A 20,021-nucleotide genomic window follows, 5' to 3' on the forward strand; every position below is an offset into this window, starting at 1 on the left:
GAAGTTAATTATGAAGCGTTTTATATTTGAAGAAGAACATGAGATGTTCCGCGAGTCTTTTCGAACGTTTTTACAAAAAGAAGTTGTTCCTTATCGCGATGAGTGGCGACAAGCAGGCATGGTGCCACGAGAAGTTTATAGAAAAGCTGGAGAGATGGGCTTTTTAGTACCTCAAGCACCAGAGGAGCTAGGTGGTTTAGGGCTTGACGATTTCAGATTCCAGCAGATCATTGCTGAAGAAATGGGAGCCTGCGGTGAGACAGGGTTTATTTCAAACCTGCACACATCAATTGTTGCGCCCTTTATTCTGGCAAATGGCAGTGAAACGTTACAACAAAAATATATACCGGGCTCAGTAACCGGTGAGCTTATCCTTGGTATAGCGATGACAGAGCCCGATGCTGGGAGCGATGTGGCAGGGATGCGAACAACAGCGGTAGATCAAGGAGATCATTATTTACTTAACGGTAATAAAACCTACATTTCTAATGGGATTTGTGGCGATCTATTTGTTGTAGCGGCTAGGACCAACCCCGATATTCCTCATGCAATTAGCTTGTTTGCTGTTGAAGCCAATTTTGATGGCTTTATTCGCGGTGCGAATCTCAAGAAAATGGGCATGAAATCACAAGATACAGCAGAGCTGTTTTTCGACAATGTTAAAGTACCCAAAGAAAACTTGATTGGTGTTGAGGGTGAAGGTTTTAAATATCTTATGGCTGGTCTAGCCAAAGAAAGGTTGAGCTGTGCGATGTGGAATATTGGGCTTGCTCAATACGGCTTAGATTTAACCGTCGAGTTTGTCAAAGAGCGCAAAGCGTTTGGTAAATCGGTTGCTCAATTTCAAAATACCCAATTTAAACTTGCCGATTTGAAAGCGCGATTAGATGCGATAACTGCATTGTGTGATCAGTTATCAATAGCAATTAACCAAGGTCATGCAACCTCAGAAGATGCTTCTAGTGCTAAGTTGTTATCGAGCGAACTTCTTTGTGATGTCGCAGACGAAGGCGTGCAGTTGCATGGTGGAGCAGGGTACATGGAAGAATACCCAATTTGTCACCTTTACAAAGACTCCCGTATTACTCGAATTTTTGCCGGTACATCAGAAATTATGAAGTTAATTATTGCTCGCGATATGTTCAAAGACTAGATAGCGCATTTTTTGTCGAAATTAAGCCAACGGGTCAAACCGTTGGCTTTTTTGCTTTTAAAGCACCGTTGCCATCTTTACTTGATTAAAGTGCTCTAATACTTCCGCCAATTCACGGTGAATCTGTTGGCGCGTCTGTGCTGAATCTGGCTGAGTTTTACCAATTACTGCCATAGTTGCAGGGTGAACAAGTAAGTCTTTAGCGTGATAACACGATGCTGATTTCATTGGCGGTAATTTACCATCGCTGTGGTAGTCTCGCTCTATTTCCTCTATTGATAACGATGTCATCGTCGTTGACGCTTCAAGTGCAGCTGTTAAGTAGTTTTTACAAACAGGGTGTTTAGCGATAAAGCTAGGTATGATTTTGGTTGAAATCTCAACGAGTTCAATACTTTGTTGAGTCAACTGGGCAAGCGGGGCACTATTGATTTTCACGGCAATAGTAGTGGCAAGATTTTCATATCTATCCCAATCATTCGCAGTGTTCGCCTGTGAAAATGCAGAAACGGTAAATGCGATTATTGCGGTCAGCAAACTAAGTTTATTCATTTTTATTCCTAATATCAGGTGAAGGCTAGTGAATTGTCTATCTAAATTGAACTTGGCGCTAATATATCTTATTTTTAGTTAAATGAAAATTATTATCATTTGTATGTAAGGCGTATTTAAAAGAGGCTAGGTTGAGCCTTGTACTCATGAGTGATTGTTGTACATGATTTTGGCTGGAAGTATTAAATGATGGGCGAGGTTGTTTATCTGTGAGCGTCATCAAACATAAACAACCTTGCTACAAGAGAGTCAGGTACGTTAGAAAACGTAGATCACACCTAGCCCGATTTCCGCTTCGTAATCGTTACGGGCAATCGGACTATCTTTGATATCACCCAAGTATTGTTCATAAACTGCTTCGCCAAAAATTTGCCAGTTATCGTTAAGGTAGTGACGATAGTTGTAATTGAGCCCGACGGAGCGAAAACCACCACTGAGGTTGGTTTCTGGCAAACCTGATGCTGCCGCTTGGTCGGCATCAATGCCAAAATCTTTATTGGCATAATCACTGTCGTGATAGACTACTGCAAGCGCAATTTCGTGCCCGCTACCATCGTTTTTTTCGCCAAAGCGCTTACCCATACCAAGTAATCCTAGATTACCGTTTTCAGTAACAACAATTCTACCATCAACCCAGTAGCGCCAGTTGTCGTCGAAGGTGTGTCTTAGCTGCATGACTAATTCCATACCTTCTTCACCGTCACCTAAACCATCTAAATGGCCGTCGTCAGAGTCACTCTCTTCTCGACCTTCGTCGAACCCTATTGCAACATCGACTAACCAACGGTTATCTCGAAGGCCTCGCCAACCTAATGCTTCACCAGCCCAGTAAAAAATATTATCACCACTGCGCCATTGCACCGCGCCTGCAGGATCAACTTCGAAGCCATATTCATCTGAGCCTTCATATGCCGCTTCATACTCAACGCCTAAACCTAGACCAAAAGCCCAGCCATTTTCGCCTTTGGTGAAATCATCAACCGATGGTAGTGGTACTAACGGGGTTTTGTCTTCTTGAGCGATAGCACTGTTAGATAGCAAGCTTTGTGTAAGTAATAGAAAACATAACGTTATTGTTTTTTTCATCCTGATCCCTTCTAGCGGTAATAGGTCGCTTTAGTCTTTTGTTGCCTTGAATATTTTTAGATTACGAAATAGCTATAAGCAAGGATCATAGCGTTTTACAATTAGCATTGTGGGTATCGCGGGTTTCAACCAATGGTTTTTTACTTTAATTGAAAGAAGTTGATGCTTTAAAAGAAGTGGTGGACGCTTTTACTGAGACAGGGGCTTGAACCAGTGATTGGCTCGGGCATTGTAAAGAGCATAAGGTGCTCACACCGCTTTTACAAACGTATATCTTTGGATTTAAGGACTAAGAAGTGGTGGTGGACGATACTGGGCTTGAACCAGTGACCCCCGCCTTGTAAGGGCGGTGCTCTCCCAACTGAGCTAATCGTCCAGTGCGATATGCAAATAGAGTTTTGAATTGGTGGACGATACTGGGCTTGAACCAGTGACCCCCGCCTTGTAAGGGCGGTGCTCTCCCAACTGAGCTAATCGTCCAAATTCAACATTATTATCTTAGTGGTGGACGATACTGGGCTTTATACCAGTGATTGGCTCGGGCATTGTAAAGAGCAGAAGGTGCTCACCCTTAGCTAATCGTTATCAATCTACCGTACACTATCAAAAATAGTGGTGGACGATACTGGGCTTGAACCAGTGACCCCGCCTTGTAAGGGCGGTGCTCTCCCAACTGAGCTAATCGTCCAATAAGAAATAATCTTTCTTTACAGAGAGTCTTTGAATGACCTTGCACTATTTAAAATAGTGGTGGACGATACTGGGCTTGAACCAGTGACCCCGCCTTGTAAGGGCGGTGCTCTCCCAACTGAGCTAATCGTCCGTCTCTGTGGGGGCGTATTATAGGTGGTCGTAAAAAGCTGTCAACAAAATACCGATATTTTTTTTGAAAAAGTGTGTGTTCGCTTTAATTTTCAACATTTTGTTTGTTTTATCTACGTATTTAAAACAATCGCTAGATAAAGCTGTATTCATTTTAATTGCTTGTTAAAATAGCGCCCAAATTTTATCCCTATTTATTAATAAGCGTGTGGCTTATTACACTTACTTTGTGAGCAAGATATGACATTAACGACTCGATTTGCCCCAAGCCCAACAGGCTATTTACACGTTGGTGGTGCTCGTACGGCACTTTACAGCTGGTTATACGCGAAGAAAAATGGCGGTGACTTCATCTTACGTATTGAAGACACTGACCTAGAGCGCTCAACGCAAGAATCTGTAGATGCTATTTTAGACGGCATGAACTGGTTAAACCTTGATTGGAATAAAGGCCCGTACTACCAAACACAACGTTTCGATCGTTACAAAGAAGTCATTGCTCAGCTATTAACGTCTGGCCACGCTTACCGTTGTTACTGTACACCCGAAGAAGTTGAAGCAATGCGCGAAGAAGCCAAAGCTAAAGGTGAAATTGAAAAATACAACGGCATGTGGCGCGATCGCACTGATTACCCTGAAGACAAGCCTTATGTTATCCGCTTTAAAAACCCGCTAGACGGTGAGGTGGTAATCAATGATGTGGTTAAAGGCGACATTACGATTAGCAACCAACAGTTAGACGACTTAATTATTGCCCGCTCTGACGGTAGCCCGACATACAACTTAACTGTAGTGGTTGACGACTGGGATATGAAAGTCACGCACGTGGTTCGCGGTGACGATCATATCTCGAATACACCTAAGCAAATTAATATCTTAAAAGCACTAGGTGCTGAAATTCCTGTTTATGCCCACATTCCAATGATTTTAGGCGATGACGGTAAACGCTTATCTAAGCGTCATGGCGCAGTAAGCGTTATGCAATATCGCGATGACGGCTACTTACCAGAAGCATTATTAAACTACTTAGTGCGTTTAGGATGGTCACACGGCGATCAAGAAATTTTCTCAATTGAGGAAATGATTGAGTTATTCGACTTATCAGGTTGTAACCGTGCGCCGTCTGCATTTAATACAGATAAGCTGATTTGGGTTAACCAACATTACATGAAAACAATGGCGCCAAGCTATGTGGCTAAGCATTTAGCATGGCACATGGCGGATCAAGGTATTGATACATCTAATGGCCCAGCGTTAGAAGAAATCGTTAAAGTACAAGCGGATCGGGTAAAAACGCTAAAAGAAATGGCGCAAATCTCAAGCTACTTCTACCAAGATTTCACAGAGTTTGACGCCGCTGCCGCGAAAAAACACTTGCGCGGCGTAGCTCAAGAGCCATTAGCGTTAGTAAAAGATAAGTTAGCGGCATTAGAGAACTGGCAGCCAGAAGCCATTCACGAAGCGATTAATGCAACTGCTGCTGAGTTAGAAGTTGGCATGGGTAAAGTGGGGATGCCACTTCGCGTTGCTGCAACAGGTGCTGGTAACTCGCCGTCGCTAGATATCACACTTGCTTTATTGCCAAAAGAAAAAGTGTTAGCGCGTATTGATATGGCATTAGCCGTTGTAGCCGAGCGTATTGCAAACAGCTAATTGATAGTCAAATATCTGTATGAGAAAACCACGACCTAGTCGTGGTTTTTTATTTTTAGCGCTATCACACGCTATATTGCCTGAAAGACTAACTTACTCAATACAGATGAGCTAATAAAATGCTTGTGTTTTTTTTAGTCAGCAGTTAACCTTTTTATAACTCATTTGAAAGCGCTTACATTTTTGGTTGAGTGCTGATTGATTAGTGTCGGTGGGGAAGCTAATCAGTCGAGTAACAATAATAATTGCTAATAATTTAAAAGGAATTAGCTATGTCGAGTGTGTCTTCCTCCCACCGCTTATCGATTAAAGAAAAACTGGGTTATGCCTGTGGCGATGTCGCGTCAAATTTTTACTGGCGGGTATTCGATGTTTTCTTATTTATTTTCTATACCGATGTGTTTGGCTTACCACCTGCTGTTGTTGGCACTATGATGCTAGTAACTCGGATCATTGATGCCTTTTCCGATCCCTTGATGGGAGCCATTGCCGATAGAACAACCACGCGATTTGGTAAGTTTCGGCCGTATTTGATCTGGGGTATCATTCCCATTGCAGCGGCTGGCGTGTTGACCTTTACCGTGCCAGATCTTAGCGATAACGGTAAAGTTATCTGGGCTTATGCCACCTATATTTTTATGATGCTCGCGTACACCTTTATCAACGTACCATATGGCGCTTTATTAGGAGTGATTACAGCCGACGCCAAAGAGCGTACTTCATTAACCAGCTTTCGTTTTATTGGCGCATTTTCTGGTGGCAGTTTGGTCGCTTATATCACACCTGAGTTGGTATCAGTATTTGGCCAAGGCAATGAGCAAGCTGGCTGGCAGTTAACGATGGCGCTTTATGGCGTTATTGCAGGCATTTTGTTTATCACCACTTTTTTGGCAACCAAAGAGCGCATTTCACCACCAAAAAATCAACAAACCAGTGTTGCTCAGGATATTAAGGATCTCGGCCAAAACAAACCTTGGTTAGTGTTATTTATCTTGGCGTTGGTGATCATGATGACCATTTCGCTTCGGGCATCAACCGGCACCTTTTATTTTAAATATTTTGTCGAGCGACCAGACTTGATTGGTAGCTTTTCGATGACGTATTTGATCGCGTTAGCTATTGGTGCTGCGAGTACACCAGTGATGATGCGCTACTTCGACAAAAAGACCTTGCTCTTGTTGTTGATGAGCTTAGTCGGCGTTTTGTCGATTGCCTTTTACTTTATCGATAAAAATCAAATTGAATTGATGTTTGTCACTCAAGCGCTGATCGGTTTTTTCTTGGGGCCAAAATCACCGTTAGTCTTTTCAATGTACGCCGATACTGCCGATTACTCTCAATGGCGCACCGGCCGGCGTGCAACGGCTATGGTGTTTTCAGCAGCAGCCTTTTCACAAAAACTCGGTGGCGCATTAGCTGGTGCTATGATCGGTTATTTACTCGCCTCAATGGGGTATGTTGCCAACCAAGCACAAACTGCTCAGTCCAATCAAGGTATTGTCTTACTGATGACCATTATACCCGGTGTATTTGCGGTAATTGCCGTGGCAATTATTAGCTTTTATCCACTCTCTGATGAAAGGGTCGCACAATTGCAACAAGAAATATTTGACCAAGACGATGACAATAGTCAGGGAGGAGCTGTACATGGCTAAAGATATCAAACCTGAGCCTATAGTTTCAATTAATCCAGATAGTGTCAGTGTCAATAGTCCATTATTGATGCCCAACGCTAATGGTTATTTGTACAACCCGCATATGCTATTGCAAGTTAACTGCCGAGGTTATGCCATTGGCCAGTTTATGCAGCCTGAACCGAGTAAATATAGCTTTGCGCCTAACCTTGAAGCGACGACCTTTATTCAGCCAGAGCATCATTATTACGCCCATCACCCGGGACGCTTTTTTTACCTAAAAGATAACGATACTGGCGAGCTGATTTCTCTACCCTATGAGCCTTGTCGTAAGCAAGTTGACAAGTTTATTTTTCAACAACAGCAAGACGCTATTGCGTGGCAGTTTAAACACAACGGCCTTGAAATAGAAATACGCGTCGAATTGAGCGAGCAATATATTGCTGAGCGTTGGCAACTTAGCATTATTAACCAAAGTGAACGCGAGCAGTCGTTGAGCTTATATCCTTATTTCACAGTTGGTTATCAGTCGTGGATGAATCAAAGTGCGCGTTATGTAGATGAACTTAACGCAATCGTAGCAAGCGCGATAACGCCATATCAAAAAGTTTCGCAATACTATGAAAATCAAGAGCTCAAAGACTCAACGTTTTTGTTAAGTGACAAAGCACCAGATGCTTGGTTAGCCAATCAGCAATTGTTTGAAGGTGAAGGCGGTTTAGCGAACCCCGACGCCTTAGCAAAGCCTAAACTCGATAACCTTGGTAGCCATTACCAAGTGGCTTGTGCCTGTATGCAATATCAATTGCAGTTAAAGGTTGGTGAGCAATTTGACAACACCTGGTATTTTGGCGCGGCTAAAGATCTTGATGAAATTAGCGCGATAAAGGATCAGCACTTTTCATCGACAAACGCTAGTATTGAGCAAGCTAAGTTTAGCCCTTGTATTAAGGTTAATCCGCAATATTTGAGTGCAGGTAATCAGCGCCTGTTTAGCTTTGTTAATGATTGGCTGCCTCGCCAAATTGATATGCACGGCACAACTAATCGGCTGACCACAGATCCGCAAACGCGTAATTATTTACAAGATAATATGGGGGTTGGTTTTTTAGTGCCAAAACAAGCGCGATCTGCGTTTGTTTTAGCAATGACACAACAAGCAAGCTCAGGCGAGCTGCCCGACGGTATTTTACTCAACTCAAATGCCAAATTGAAATATATCAATCAAGTACCGCATAGCGATCACAGTGCTTGGTTGAGTATTTGTTTACTTTGCTATCTCGATGAAACCAATGATGCAAGTTTACTGACTGAGTTGATTGGCTTTTCAGACAGTATTCACGCTCAGCCGGTCTATCAGCATTTGCTTAAAGCCATTGATTATTTATTATCAAAGCGAGATGAACGCGGCCTTTGCTATATCGAGCAAGGCGATTGGTGTGATCCGATGAATATGGTCGGTCATAAAGGTAAGGGCGTATCGACATGGCTTACGCTAGCAACCGCCTATAGTATTGACTGTTTGTTGGCTATTTTAACGTTGTATTTGCCAACTGAGTTGCAGCACTCATTGACAGAGCAAATTACAAAGTTAAAAGTAGCGAAACAAAAGCTCAATGACTCAGTTAATACACACTGCTGGGACGGTGATTGGTATGCTCGTGGGATCAACGACGATGGCCGCGCTTTTGGTGTGAAAACCGATCAACAAGGGCGAATTTATCTCAACCCACAAAGCTGGGCATTACTTGCCAATGCAACTACCCCAGCCAAAAAATACAGCTTACTTAATGAAGTGCAAAGACAACTTGATACCCCTTATGGTGTAATGATGCTAGCGCCAAGCTACACCAAAATGGATGAAGGCATAGGTAGAATTTGCCAAAAGTCAGCAGGTATTGCTGAAAATGGTTCGGTGTACAATCACGCAGCGGTGTTTTACGCCTATAGTTTGTATCAAGTTGGCGAAAGCGATTTAGCTTTTTCGGTGCTGGCAAAAATGCTCCCTAATGAGTGTGATCAGCTATTGCGCGGCCAGTTGCCGAGCTTTATTCCTAACTATTATCGCGGCGCCTATTATCAGTTGCCTGACTATGCCGGTAAATCAAGCCATTTGTTTAACACTGGCACTGTTGCTTGGTTTTATCGCTGTATTGTTGAGGAATTGTGTGGGCTTAAAGGTCAGCAAGGCCGGTTGTTGATACAACCTAAGTTACCTAAGCAACTCACAAAGCTGTCGGGTAGTAGGCTATTTCTCGGTGCGCAAATTGATTTTGAATACCTGAAAAAAGATATCGATACACCAAGTTATTGGCTTGATGACCAATTACTTAATCAGGCAGAGATAACCGGTATTCGCAGTGGCCAGCATTATCGCTTAACTGTTCATTTACCGAGGAGCACGCTTGAATAACGTACGGCTAATATTTGTTATGGGGGTGAGCGGTACGGGTAAGTCAACGTTGGCTCATGCACTTGCTTGCGCTCTTCATGGACAATACATAGACGCCGACGACTTTCACAGTGATGCAGCGAAAGCCGTGATGGCGACAGGACAAAGTATCGATACCAATATGCGCCAGCAATGGTTAGCAAGGCTCGCGAAACACTTAGATAGCCAGCAAAATAACACCTGTGTTGTTGCTTATTCAGGCTTAATTTCGCAGCAGCGAAAACAGTTAATGGCGATTAAGCCAAATAGCCTTGGTTTATTGTTAACAGGTGATCGTGCGCTGATAAGTTCGAGGTTGGGCAATAGGCAAGGGCACTTTGCATCAAGTGACATGCTTAACAGCCAGTTAAAGTTATTTGAACCAATTAATGCTGACGAAACGAATATAACGACAATACCCATAGATCTAACAACCCATGAGCAGGTTGATCGTGCTCTGGCAGTGATTAAATCGTCAGATAAGCCAGTGAGTCGATTAACCAACGAGTCATCAAGAGAATAATAAACAATGAAATATCCTAAGTCACTTTTGCCTTTGTATTTAACACTCAGCGTCAGCGGTAGCATGAGTTTGACTGTTATGGCACAAGACGTGCCCTATAGCCAAACACCGATAAACATCGATGGCCAGTTAACAGAAAATGCGTGGCAACAAGCCACGTGGCACAAACTAGAACATCATATTGTTGGCACAGTACCTACACCTGAGGACTTTTCAGGGCAATATAAACTCTTGTGGGATGAGCAATATTTATATCTAGCGGCAAAAATTACTGACGATATTTTATTTGATCAATTTGCCAACCCTTTAGAGCGCTATTGGGATGACGATTGTCTTGAAGTGTTTCTCGATGAAGATAACTCAGGTGGCGAACACCAGTTTAACTTTAATGCTTTTGCCTATCACATTGCCCTTGATAATCAGGCCGTTGATATTGGTTCAGAAAAAAACGGCGAGGCAGAATTTATCCTACTTAACGAGCACGTCAATAGTGTTTGGCAAAGACAATCAGAAGCACCGCATGAGGTCATTTGGGAGGTGGCCATTGAGATCCACAACGATAAATTTTTACCCAACACGAATACCGATTCAAGAGTAACGCTGAGCGAAAATAAAACCTTGGGCTTTATGTTGGCCTACTGCGATAACGACGGTTCGAGTGAACGTGAACATTTTATGGGATCTCATGCTATCAAACCGATTAATGGTGATAAAAATTTAGGTTATAAAACTGCCGATGTATTTGGTCGGCTCAAGTTAGTTAAGTAACAAATAATAAGGTTAAAATGCCAATGAAGACCAAAGTATATATTGTTGCACTGGCAAGCGTGGTTGCTTTTAAATCCCAGGCTCAGCCAGATCTGAGCCACTTAAGTGAGCACCAGCAGTTAAGATTAAAGCACGTTGAAGAAAATGTTGAACGCGTTTTAAGTCAATTATCATTGAAAGAAAAAGTGTCATTGGTACACGCCAGTGGTAAGTTTCATGTCAATGCTATTGAGCGTATTGGGCTACCCGAACTGTGGCTGTCTGATGGTCCTCATGGGGTTCGCTATCAAATTGAACGCGACAGCTGGGCGCCTGCGGGGTGGGATGACGATTACTCAACCTACTTGCCACATTTAACTTCAGTTGCAGCAAGTTGGAATGTTGACATGGCTAAGCTCCATGGTGAGGTGCTAGGGGCAGAGGCAAGAGATCGGAAAAAAGATATTATCCTCGGGCCAGGGGTTAATTTAGCAAGGCTTCCGCTGTATGGGCGAAATTTTGAGTACATGGGCGAAGACCCTTTTTTAGCGGCGAGTTTAGTTGTTCCTGTTGTTAAAGGTATTCAATCACAAGACGTCGCAGCCAATGCAAAACACTATGCATTAAATACTCAAGAGCTAAATCGAATTGGTGTTAATGCTCAGCCCGATGAGCGTACCCTAAGAGAGATTTATTTGCCCGCTTTTGAGGCGGCGGTAAAACACGGTGGCATTTATTCGATTATGGGAGCGTATAATCAATATTACGGCACCAATACCAATCAATCTAAACACCTCGTTAAAAAGATATTGAAAGGCCAATGGGGCTTTGATGGTGTGTTACTGACCGACTGGAATGTTGATATTAATACCTATGAAGCGGCGATGAATGGCTTGGATCTAGAAATGGGCACTAATGTTGAAAGCTATGATGATTACTTTTTTGCCAAGCCACTGTTAACGCAAATTAATCAAGGAAAAATTCCTGAAACCGTATTAGATGACAAAGTTAAACGCATTTTAAGATTGATGTTTCGCGTCGGTTTGATGGATGAGAAGCGTTTAAAAGGCGCCAGAAACACTAAGGAGCATCAGCTAGCGGCACGTAAAATAGCAAGTGAGGGAATTGTTTTACTAAAGAATGAAGCAAACGTTTTACCACTTGAAAAGCCCAAATTACAGAACGTACTGATCTTAGGGCCAAATGCAAATCGCGTACATGCTTTAGGCGGTGGCTCTTCAGAAGTAAAAACACCTTATGAAATAACGCCATTACAAGGTCTTAAACAGGCGCTTGGTAGCGACGTTACTATTCAAGTGATGCGAGCGCGCTCGAGTAAACTGATGCCAATTGCGGCAGATTATATTGCAAGTAAACATTGGACAGGAACGCCCGCATGGGCTTTGGTTCGATATACCGATCAATCATTCTCAAAAGCGGTTGAGGAGAATTGGATCGTTAACGCACAATACCAAACGCGCTCTAGTGCGGATGAATTTGTTAAAATGACGAGCGAAATCAAACCAATGTCAACGGGCAAGCATGTGCTAAAAGCCAATGTTAACGGCGCGTTTGAATTGCGTGTTAATGGCGAGGTAGCGTTAGTTAGTGAAACTAACATAATAACTGAGGTGATTGGTGATATCGACTTGAATGCCGGCGAAATTTATACCTTTGAAATCAAGTATTCAGGCCAAGGTGAGTTTACCCTCGGCTGGGACGCCCCTAATGATTTATTTACTGACCAAGCGACTTACTTGAACGCGGCAAAAAATGCGGATGCAGTGATTTATTTTGGCGGTCTTTCTCATGCTGATGATCGTGAAGCGATAGACCGCACCGATATGAAACTGCCAGGTGTTCAAGATGAAGTCATCAGTAAGTTACTTGAAGTTAACCCTAACACGATTGTCTTTTTAGTCGCAGGTTCAGCCGTTGAAATGCCTTGGGCTGACCATGCTAATACGATTGTCTGGGGTTGGTACGGCGGTATGGAAGCTGGCAATGCCTTTGCCGATATGCTCCTTGGAAATACTAACCCGTCGGGCAAAATGCCAATCACTTTGCCTGCAAAACTTGAACATACTGCGCCGATAATGCTCAATGATTACAACGCCACCGATGCTTTCTATAAAGAAGGTGTCTTTATTGGTTATCGGTGGTTTGAACAACAAGCGATCAAACCGATCTTTAGTTTTGGTCATGGCTTATCTTATACTCAGTTTCAATACAGTAACTTGAAATTATTAAGTGACAAAATCGAGCCTTCGGCTAAACAAACTGTGTTTGTAACTGTTAAGAATATAGGCAAACGCGCTGGCGCTGAAGTTGTCCAACTGTATCTACATGATAAATTATCGAGTGTTGAAAGACCTGAAAATGAGCTAAAAGGGTTTGTTAAAGTCTTTTTACAGCCTGGTCAAAGCAAAGAGGTTGCAATTGATTTGACCAGCAGAGATTTATCATTTTGGGATGTTAAATCCAATAATTGGTTAGCTGAAGCAGGTGAGTTTGAAGTGCGGTTAGGTAGTTCATTGGACGATATTAGGTTAACTAAAACCTTTGAGTTGGTTAAAAATGATTAGCTTAAAACACAATAAACTATGGTTAATCTCATTGATGCTTGGGTTAAGCTTTTATCCTCGTTTTTTACCAGCACAGGTAGCAAAAAATCAAACAGGTGCTGAACGTTATTTCACCATTAATAAAGCGAAATACGAACAACAGCTTAAAGGCTTTTGGTTAGGTCAAAATATTGCTAATTGGACGGGCTTAATTACCGAAATGGATAAAGTAGGTACGCCTGAAACGATGCCATTCTATACCGACGATGATTGGCAAACGCGTGACTTAAAAGCTATTTGGGGCGAGTATGTTCCACACAGTAACGTGATAGACTTTTATATTGAACCCGAATTGAGTGTTTGGGGCTCAGATGATGATACCGACATTGAATATATCTATCTGCATCTATTAAGCCAACACCAAGTCACTATGCTTAGCGCAAAACAAATCCAAGCAGGATGGCTTAACCATATCTACAGCGAAGTCGACGCACCGCTATATAAAAAATTCCCCGACAGCAAGCCACAAAAAGAAAACTTTTTGTGGGAGTCAAACCAACGAGCATATGAGTTGATGCAGCAGGGATTGTTACCGCCTGAGACATCCTTGGCGAAAAATAATCGTAAGTCTCAGATGATAGACGCTCAGCTTACTACTGAAGTGTTTGGCTTGTTGTCGCCAACCAATGTCGCCATAGCTAAAAAGATTAGTGCCTTACCGATCAGTGTCTCTGCTAGTGGTGAGGCGGCAGAAATAGCTAATTATTATGTCGCCATGCACGCGCTTGCCAGCGCGGTAGACCATGCGAAACCAAGAGCAGAGCAAATAGAGAGTATCGCCCTGGAAGCAAGGCATCAGCTCAGTGACGAGTTGTATCCAGCTAAAATGTTTGATGCGATTTGGGCTCACTATAAAGCAAATCCGAATATCGACGATTGGGAGTCAACGAGAGACTTCGTTTATCACAGATATCAACTAACTGAACACGATGGTTATCACTATGGTGATCCCTTTGAGGCAGGGATAAATTTTGCAGCCAGTTTAGTGAGTCTTTTTTATGGCCAAGGCGATATCAAAAAGACGATAAAAATTGGTAGTTTAGTCGGTTGGGATGCTGACAATCCAACCGCGACTTGGGGTGGTTTATTAGGTTTTATGTACGGTCACCAAGGTGTTATTGATGCGTTTAACCTCACTTCTGTATCTGAAGATTATTGGATACATAGAACACGTCGAAACTTTCCCGACTACACGCCAGACAGAGACGGAGAAGACAATTTTTCATTGATGGCTGCAAGAATGCTACAAATCATTGATCGGATTGTATTAAATGAGCTCAATGGTGAGGTTGATAAAAATTGCAATTGTTGGTTGATACCTAATTAATAAAAAATAATAGTCAGCTTCCATTTCGGCCTAATCGTTACTTTTACTGAGCGAAGTAAACTCGACTAAAGATCGCAAATTGCGATAAAACCAATGTTTGATAACATCGAGTGAGTATACATCCATGTCTACTCACTAAAATAAACGGGCAGTTTTTTAATCTTTATCGCCCAACCAGTTGATGCGGTATAAATCGCGGCGTCTGTCGAGATAGTTGCGCACCGAACCTTGATTTTGCAAAGTGTTGAGTTTTTCTAAGTCGAGATCAACGATCAAGGTCATCTCGGTATTAGGTGTTGTTTCCGCCATGATCGCATCGTGCGGGAATGAAAAATCTGACGGTGAAAATACGGCCGATTGCGCATATTGAATATCGGCGCCGTCAACATTAGGTAAATTACCAACACTCCCTGAGATGGCAACATAGCACTCATTTTCAATCGCTCGAGCTTGGGCACAACAACGCACCCTCAAATAGGCATTTTTGGTATCGGTCCAAAACGGAACAAATAGAATTTGCATGCCTTGTTCAGATTGCAAGCGAGCAAGTTCAGGAAACTCAATGTCGTAACAAATCAAAATGCCAATTTTGCCGAAATCGGTATCAAAAACATTGAGTTGGTTACCGCCTTGCATGATCCAAGCACTCTTTTCATGAGGTGTAGGATGGATTTTATATTGCGATTCAATCGTGCCATCGCGGCGACAAAAATAGGAAACATTGTAAAGCTGTTTATCTTCAATTAACGGCAGTGAGCCGGCAATAATATTGATGTTATAAGTCACCGCAAGGTGAGATATTGCTTCGATAATATCCGCCGAAAACTCTGCTAGTGCTTTAATTGAGTCAATTGAGCTTTGGTGTTTTTCAATCCCCATTAATGGCGCGTTAAAAAACTCCGGTAATAGCGTTAAATCACATTGATAATCAGAGAGCGCGTCAATAAAAAATTCGACCTGCTGAATAAGTTCATCGACCGAGCCAAGTGGCCGCATTTGCCATTGCACACAACCAACGCGCGCGGTTTTCTTCACGGCGCCAAACAGCGGTGATTTATCACTTTCATAGTACAGGTTCGTCCACTCGAGCAAGGTGGCATAACCTTTTGACTCTTTATCTTCTGGCAAGTATTCATTGAGAACGCGGCGCACTTCAAAGTCGTTAGATAATTGAAAGGTTAAAATGGGATCGTAGATCTCTTTCTTTTTTACTAATTCAATATATTTTTGCGGCGACATTTTATCCGCGTGATGCTGGTAGTTTGGAATTCGGCCGCCCGCAACAATCGACTTGAGGTTTAAATTTTGGCACAACTCTTTGCGCGCTTCATAAAGCCGGCGCCCTAAACGCATACCTTGATAATCTGGATGGACAACAACTTCCGCGCCATAAAGCACATCGCCAAGCGGATCGTGGGTGGTGAGGTAGGCATCTCCGGTGATTTCATCATAGGTGTGATGATCGCCAAATTTGTCATAATCAACGATCAGGGAAAAGGCGGCTGCCACTACTTTGCCGTGATCTTCAATACATATTTGCCCTTCAGGAAAATTGTTAAGTTGCGACCTAAACTTTTTCTCTGGCCAAGCGCCACCCATATCTGGGTAGAGTAGATCCATGATTTCTTTTAAGTTGTGGTAATCGCTCAGTTCAAGATTGCGCAAATTGAGTTTGTGCTCTGAGCTTTCGATTAAAATATCATCGTCCATTGTGACCTCTGCTAAAACACTATCGGCCTGTTTGCGCACAAGAATAGGGTGGCTGCGCATTAGGAGTTAATTTACCAGCATAATAGGCGCGCTAAAACGCTGTGGAGAAAATATACATCTCGCTTAGATTAGGGTCGATATTTATTTTATTTTTTCAATAAAAATAGCCATAGCAGGTTTATTGCTGCACTTCGATGGCCTCACTACGCTTGATAAACTTGTTTGCCGTCCATCCAGGTTTCTAATACCTTAATATTTTTGATCTCATCGGGTGCAACTTTGCGTGGGTCGTTTGCTAAAATAACCATATCAGCCAGCTTGCCAACTTCGAGGCTACCTATTTCGTGTTCTGAAAAAAGTTGCCAAGCAGCTTCTGAAGTTATCGCGCGAATAGCGCTCTCAACGCTAATTCGTTCATTAGGTGCAAGCACGTAATCGGGCTCCTTCCGCGTTTTTCGGGTAACTGCCATTTCTATCATGTGAAGCGGTACAGGGTCTGTTACCATAAAGTCTGAGTGCAAAGTAAAACCGACACCGGCCTTTTCTAAGCTATTACAACGATCGAGAAGGGTGGCTTTTTCTTCACCAAAGACTTCATCACGCATTGCTACTCCCCAGTAATGAACGTGGCCAATTAGAAAACTTGCTGATACATCTAGCGCTTTCATACGTTGAATTTGATCATTGTGTAGTATTGAGCAGTGTTCAATTCTCGTGCGAACATTCTTCATATCAACGCCGGCGTCACGCATGGCTTGGCAGACGTCGAGAATATTATCGATAGCGGCATCTCCATTGCCGTGAATTGCCAGTTGCCAGCCTTTTTGTGCGCGCTCAATGGCTCTAGTCGTTAGCTCTTCCGTTGACATATATGCCAAACCGTGGCTATCGGAATTTAAATAGGGTGCTCTTTGTAACCCGGTATAGCCTTGATTTGAGCCATCGGCGACAAATTTATAGCCAGCGACTCGTGCTAGGGCATCACCTCGTTGTGGCGTAACGTTCGCATCATCCCACGCCTCTTCACCAATGGAATAAAAGGGATAAGCGCGGATACGGGCAGCAAGTTTACCTGTGCGTGCAGCCGCTTCCATGACACTGTGATCAGCCGGGGACTGTGATAACGCACCGAGTGATAGTTCGCTAACCGTTGTTAACCCGTATTGGCTCCACTTCTTGAGTAAATTAATTAATGCATTGGTTGGATCTGCCTCTGCAAGTGCAGGGTAAGCCCCCACGACTTGTAAAAAGGCTATGTTATTCTTGATAACGCCTGTTAGCTGGCCCTGTTTATTTCGAACAAACTCGGCACCTAGGGGATTTTTGATATCGTCTGGGATACCGGCGACTTCAAACGCTTTTGAGTTGGCATAAGCTAAGTGGCCTGACGCATTAAGTACGAAAATTGGGTGCTGTGTCGATATCGCGTCGAGTTCTTTAAAAGTTAATTCATCTAACCCCGTCTGAATTGAAGGGTCAAAGTTACGTGCAACTATCCACTCACCCTCAGCTTTTTGTTGGGCTAGCATAGTTAAGTGTGCTAAAACTTGGTCAACCGCATCAAAACGTGCCATCCCAACGTATTCCATAATATCGTCGACGATTGAACCAGCGACAACATGGGTATGGGGATCAATAAAACCCGGTAGCATGGTTTTACCATGCAACTCTACAACCTTGACATTAGCACCTGCGCTAGCAAGTACCTTGTCTTTTGCACCTACAGCAATAATTTTATTCCCGCGAATCGCCATGGCTTCAGCTTGTGAAAATTCGGTGTCGACGGTCAGTATTGTGCCTCCGGTAAAGACTGTGGTTTGTTGTTCAACAACTGGACTACATGAGGGAATACTAGGTAAAAATAAAGCGGTACCTGCGACCATGCTGCCTTTTAGGAAAGTTCGTCTATCAATGGTTTTGTATTGGCTAGTTTGAGTAGCAGCTACTTTAGATAAGCTAGCAACTGAAAGCTTCGAAACAATGTTATTTGTTTTAAAAAGTGCGCCAAAATCAGGGCTACAACAAGCGCATCGATAAATTTCTTTCTTCATGTGTTTTCCTTACACTGTTAGGAATGAACGAACATATTTATTGACCCATAGACCAACGCTAAACATAGCAAGTAGTCAATAAATAGCCAAGTATACATAAATAGATTCATGCTGAACTAACAGTAAGAAATAAATAGTAAAATAATTACTATATTGTCCTAGAGAGAATTTATTAGCAGGGGTATTCGGCTATTTTTACAGCGAACAACAAGTTATTTTTACATTACCCTTTAGATAGTAAAAAAAAGCGAGTAGAATATCGACGGCCTAAGTTAGGCCTAAAAGGCTGACTTTTATCAATAGGAAAATATATATGAGCACCAACCCGAAACCTGTTTATCGTAGAATTTTGTTAAAACTTAGTGGTGAAGCCTTAATGGGCGATGAAGGCTTTGGTATTGATCCAAAGATCTTAGATCGCATGGCGCAAGAAATTAAAGAACTGGTTGAAATGGGTATCCAAGTAGGTCTTGTTATCGGTGGTGGTAACTTGTTCCGCGGTGCAGGCCTTGCAGACGCAGGGATGAACCGCGTAGTTGGCGACCAAATGGGTATGCTAGCTACCGTGATGAACGGCTTGGCAATGCGCGATGCACTTCACCGTGCTTTTGTAAATGCTCGTTTGATGTCGGCCATTGATTTAGCGGGTGTTTGTGACACATACAACTGGGCAGAGGCGATTAGCTTATTGAAGTCTGGCCGCGTAGTAATTTTTAGTGCCGGTACGGGTAACCCGTTCTTCACTACCGATTCAGCAGCGTGTTTACGCGGTATTGAAATCGAAGCTGACGCGGTGATTAAAGCCACCAAAGTTGACGGGATTTACTCAGATGACCCTGTTAAGAACCCAGAAGCAGAGCTTTACCACAACCTTACTTACAGTGAAGTGTTAGAAAAAGAATTAAAGGTGATGGACTTAGCAGCATTTACGCTAGCCCGTGACCACTCAATGCCAATTCGTGTATTTAACATGAACAAACCAGGCGCATTAAAGAACGTAATTATGGGTGAAGAAGAAGGTACAACTATCGATCACTCAGAAAACTTTTAAAATAAAAAACGATTAATCAGTGAGACAACCTTTTAATGTCGCTAGCAAAATAACCATTGTTGCTGGTGATATTAGGCGAATTACCAAGGATATTTATTGTGATTGACGAAATTAAACAAGACGCTAAAGAGCGTATGAGCAAAAGCGTAGAAGCGCTAAAAGTAAATTTAAACAAAGTGCGCACAGGTCGTGCTCACCCATCGTTATTAGATAACGTAACTGTTGAGTACTACGGTGTTGATACACCGCTTAACCAAGTGGGTAACGTATCTGTACCAGATGCTCGTACTTTAGCAATTACCGTGTTCGACAAGGGCATGATCAGCGCTGTTGAAAAAGCGATTTTAAAGTCTGATTTAGGCTTAAATCCGGCATCGCAAGGGACGTTAATTCGCATTCCATTGCCACCGTTAACAGAAGAGCGTCGCAAAGACTTAGTTCGCGTAGTTAAAGGTGAAGCGGAAAATGGTAAAGTTGCCATTCGCAATATCCGCCGCGATGCTAACTCAGATATCAAAGGGCTAAACAAAGAAAAAGAGATTAGCGATGATGAAATGCACCAAGCTGAAGATGAGATCCAAAAGATCACTGATACATTTGTTAAGCAGGTTGATGCAATTTTAGCCGAAAAAGAAGCGGAGTTAATGGAAATTTAAG

14 protein-coding genes and 4 tRNA genes are annotated in these 20,021 nt (G+C 42.7%); 10 read left to right on the forward strand and 8 right to left on the reverse strand.

Features of this window, described 5'->3' with window-relative positions; all coding sequences use genetic code 11:
- Nucleotides 1–10 precede the first annotated feature (10 nt).
- A complete protein-coding gene (locus tag LP316_RS09500; RefSeq protein ID WP_193020760.1) occupies nucleotides 11–1,153 on the forward strand; it encodes an acyl-CoA dehydrogenase family protein in 1,143 nt (380 codons plus the stop codon).
- Between the two features lie 57 nt (nucleotides 1,154–1,210).
- Here the strand turns inward: LP316_RS09500 and LP316_RS09505 are convergent, their stop codons facing one another.
- The 6 genes from LP316_RS09505 to LP316_RS09530 all read right to left on the reverse strand — a co-directional run bounded on the left by LP316_RS09505 (nucleotide 1,211) and on the right by LP316_RS09530 (nucleotide 3,614).
- Nucleotides 1,211–1,705 carry a hypothetical protein gene (locus tag LP316_RS09505; RefSeq protein ID WP_193020761.1) on the reverse strand — a complete coding sequence of 165 codons (495 nt, stop codon included), beginning with the start codon at nucleotides 1,703–1,705 and terminating at the stop codon, nucleotides 1,211–1,213.
- 258 nt (nucleotides 1,706–1,963) lie between these two features.
- Nucleotides 1,964–2,791 (reverse strand): MipA/OmpV family protein, encoded by an 828-nt coding sequence (locus LP316_RS09510; protein ID WP_193020762.1) that lies wholly within the window; start codon nucleotides 2,789–2,791, stop codon nucleotides 1,964–1,966.
- Between the two features lie 300 nt (nucleotides 2,792–3,091).
- Nucleotides 3,092–3,167: transfer RNA gene (locus LP316_RS09515), tRNA-Val, on the reverse strand.
- Between the two features lie 28 nt (nucleotides 3,168–3,195).
- Nucleotides 3,196–3,271: transfer RNA gene (locus LP316_RS09520), tRNA-Val, on the reverse strand.
- 133 nt (nucleotides 3,272–3,404) lie between these two features.
- Nucleotides 3,405–3,479: transfer RNA gene (locus tag LP316_RS09525), tRNA-Val, on the reverse strand.
- A gap of 60 nt (nucleotides 3,480–3,539) precedes the next feature.
- Nucleotides 3,540–3,614 (reverse strand) — tRNA-Val (locus LP316_RS09530).
- Between the two features lie 239 nt (nucleotides 3,615–3,853).
- Here LP316_RS09530 and gltX point away from each other — a divergent pair.
- From gltX to LP316_RS09565, 7 genes are all read left to right on the forward strand, one after another.
- Nucleotides 3,854–5,266 carry a glutamate--tRNA ligase gene (gltX, locus tag LP316_RS09535; protein WP_193020763.1) on the forward strand — a complete coding sequence of 471 codons (1,413 nt, stop codon included), beginning with the start codon at nucleotides 3,854–3,856 and terminating at the stop codon, nucleotides 5,264–5,266.
- Between the two features lie 272 nt (nucleotides 5,267–5,538).
- Nucleotides 5,539–6,921: an MFS transporter gene (locus LP316_RS09540; protein ID WP_193020764.1), complete on the forward strand. Its 1,383-nt coding sequence runs from the start codon at nucleotides 5,539–5,541 to the stop codon at nucleotides 6,919–6,921.
- Nucleotides 6,914–9,313 carry a GH36-type glycosyl hydrolase domain-containing protein gene (locus LP316_RS09545; protein WP_193020765.1) on the forward strand — a complete coding sequence of 800 codons (2,400 nt, stop codon included), beginning with the start codon at nucleotides 6,914–6,916 and terminating at the stop codon, nucleotides 9,311–9,313. Before LP316_RS09540 ends, LP316_RS09545 begins: the two co-directional genes overlap by 8 nt.
- Nucleotides 9,306–9,854: a gluconokinase gene (locus LP316_RS09550; RefSeq protein ID WP_193020766.1), complete on the forward strand. Its 549-nt coding sequence runs from the start codon at nucleotides 9,306–9,308 to the stop codon at nucleotides 9,852–9,854. The genes LP316_RS09545 and LP316_RS09550 overlap by 8 nt, the downstream gene beginning before the upstream one ends.
- A 6-nt stretch (nucleotides 9,855–9,860) precedes the next feature.
- A complete protein-coding gene (locus tag LP316_RS09555) occupies nucleotides 9,861–10,622 on the forward strand; it encodes a sugar-binding protein (RefSeq protein WP_193020767.1) in 762 nt (253 codons plus the stop codon).
- A gap of 23 nt (nucleotides 10,623–10,645) precedes the next feature.
- On the forward strand, nucleotides 10,646–13,186 hold the full coding sequence (locus LP316_RS09560) for a beta-glucosidase family protein (RefSeq protein WP_226960709.1): 2,541 nt from the start codon (nucleotides 10,646–10,648) through the stop codon (nucleotides 13,184–13,186).
- Complete coding sequence (locus LP316_RS09565) at nucleotides 13,179–14,552, forward strand: ADP-ribosylglycohydrolase family protein (protein WP_226960710.1); 1,374 nt, start codon at nucleotides 13,179–13,181, stop codon at nucleotides 14,550–14,552. The genes LP316_RS09560 and LP316_RS09565 overlap by 8 nt, the downstream gene beginning before the upstream one ends.
- 156 nt (nucleotides 14,553–14,708) lie before the next feature.
- On the opposite strand, the gene LP316_RS09570 is transcribed toward LP316_RS09565, so the two are convergent.
- Both LP316_RS09570 and LP316_RS09575 read right to left on the reverse strand, forming a co-directional pair.
- On the reverse strand, nucleotides 14,709–16,262 hold the full coding sequence (locus LP316_RS09570) for a bifunctional GNAT family N-acetyltransferase/carbon-nitrogen hydrolase family protein (protein WP_193023865.1): 1,554 nt from the start codon (nucleotides 16,260–16,262) through the stop codon (nucleotides 14,709–14,711).
- Between the two features lie 203 nt (nucleotides 16,263–16,465).
- Nucleotides 16,466–18,313 carry an amidohydrolase gene (locus LP316_RS09575; protein WP_193020769.1) on the reverse strand — a complete coding sequence of 616 codons (1,848 nt, stop codon included), beginning with the start codon at nucleotides 18,311–18,313 and terminating at the stop codon, nucleotides 16,466–16,468.
- A 313-nt stretch (nucleotides 18,314–18,626) separates the two neighbouring features.
- On the opposite strand from LP316_RS09575, the gene pyrH reads away from it, so the two are divergent.
- Entirely contained in the window at nucleotides 18,627–19,364 is a 738-nt protein-coding gene (pyrH, locus tag LP316_RS09580; protein WP_193020770.1) for a UMP kinase, read from the forward strand.
- Nucleotides 19,365–19,462: 98 nt separating this feature from the next.
- Nucleotides 19,463–20,020 carry a ribosome recycling factor gene (frr, locus tag LP316_RS09585; protein WP_193020771.1) on the forward strand — a complete coding sequence of 186 codons (558 nt, stop codon included), beginning with the start codon at nucleotides 19,463–19,465 and terminating at the stop codon, nucleotides 20,018–20,020.
- The last annotated feature ends 1 nt before the right edge of the window (nucleotide 20,021 follow it).

It is taken from the genome of Thalassotalea sp. LPB0316, assembly GCF_014898095.1.
GTDB lineage: Bacteria > Pseudomonadota > Gammaproteobacteria > Enterobacterales > Alteromonadaceae > Thalassotalea_G.

What these genes read in the sequence shown, in the direction of transcription:
- LP316_RS09505 (WP_193020761.1), bottom strand. Translation starts at nt 1,705, where the DNA reads ATGAATAAACTTAGTTTGCTGACCGCAATAATCGCATTTACCGTTTCT.
- LP316_RS09555 (WP_193020767.1), top strand. Translation starts at nt 9,861, where the DNA reads ATGAAATATCCTAAGTCACTTTTGCCTTTGTATTTAACACTCAGCGTC.
- LP316_RS09560 (WP_226960709.1), top strand. Translation starts at nt 10,646, where the DNA reads ATGAAGACCAAAGTATATATTGTTGCACTGGCAAGCGTGGTTGCTTTT.
- LP316_RS09575 (WP_193020769.1), bottom strand. Translation starts at nt 18,313, where the DNA reads ATGAAGAAAGAAATTTATCGATGCGCTTGTTGTAGCCCTGATTTTGGC.
- LP316_RS09510 (WP_193020762.1), bottom strand. Translation starts at nt 2,791, where the DNA reads ATGAAAAAAACAATAACGTTATGTTTTCTATTACTTACACAAAGCTTG.
- pyrH (WP_193020770.1), top strand. Translation starts at nt 18,627, where the DNA reads ATGAGCACCAACCCGAAACCTGTTTATCGTAGAATTTTGTTAAAACTT.
- LP316_RS09570 (WP_193023865.1), bottom strand. Translation starts at nt 16,262, where the DNA reads ATGGACGATGATATTTTAATCGAAAGCTCAGAGCACAAACTCAATTTG.
- LP316_RS09565 (WP_226960710.1), top strand. Translation starts at nt 13,179, where the DNA reads ATGATTAGCTTAAAACACAATAAACTATGGTTAATCTCATTGATGCTT.
- LP316_RS09540 (WP_193020764.1), top strand. Translation starts at nt 5,539, where the DNA reads ATGTCGAGTGTGTCTTCCTCCCACCGCTTATCGATTAAAGAAAAACTG.
- gltX (WP_193020763.1), top strand. Translation starts at nt 3,854, where the DNA reads ATGACATTAACGACTCGATTTGCCCCAAGCCCAACAGGCTATTTACAC.
- LP316_RS09545 (WP_193020765.1), top strand. Translation starts at nt 6,914, where the DNA reads ATGGCTAAAGATATCAAACCTGAGCCTATAGTTTCAATTAATCCAGAT.
- LP316_RS09500 (WP_193020760.1), top strand. Translation starts at nt 11, where the DNA reads ATGAAGCGTTTTATATTTGAAGAAGAACATGAGATGTTCCGCGAGTCT.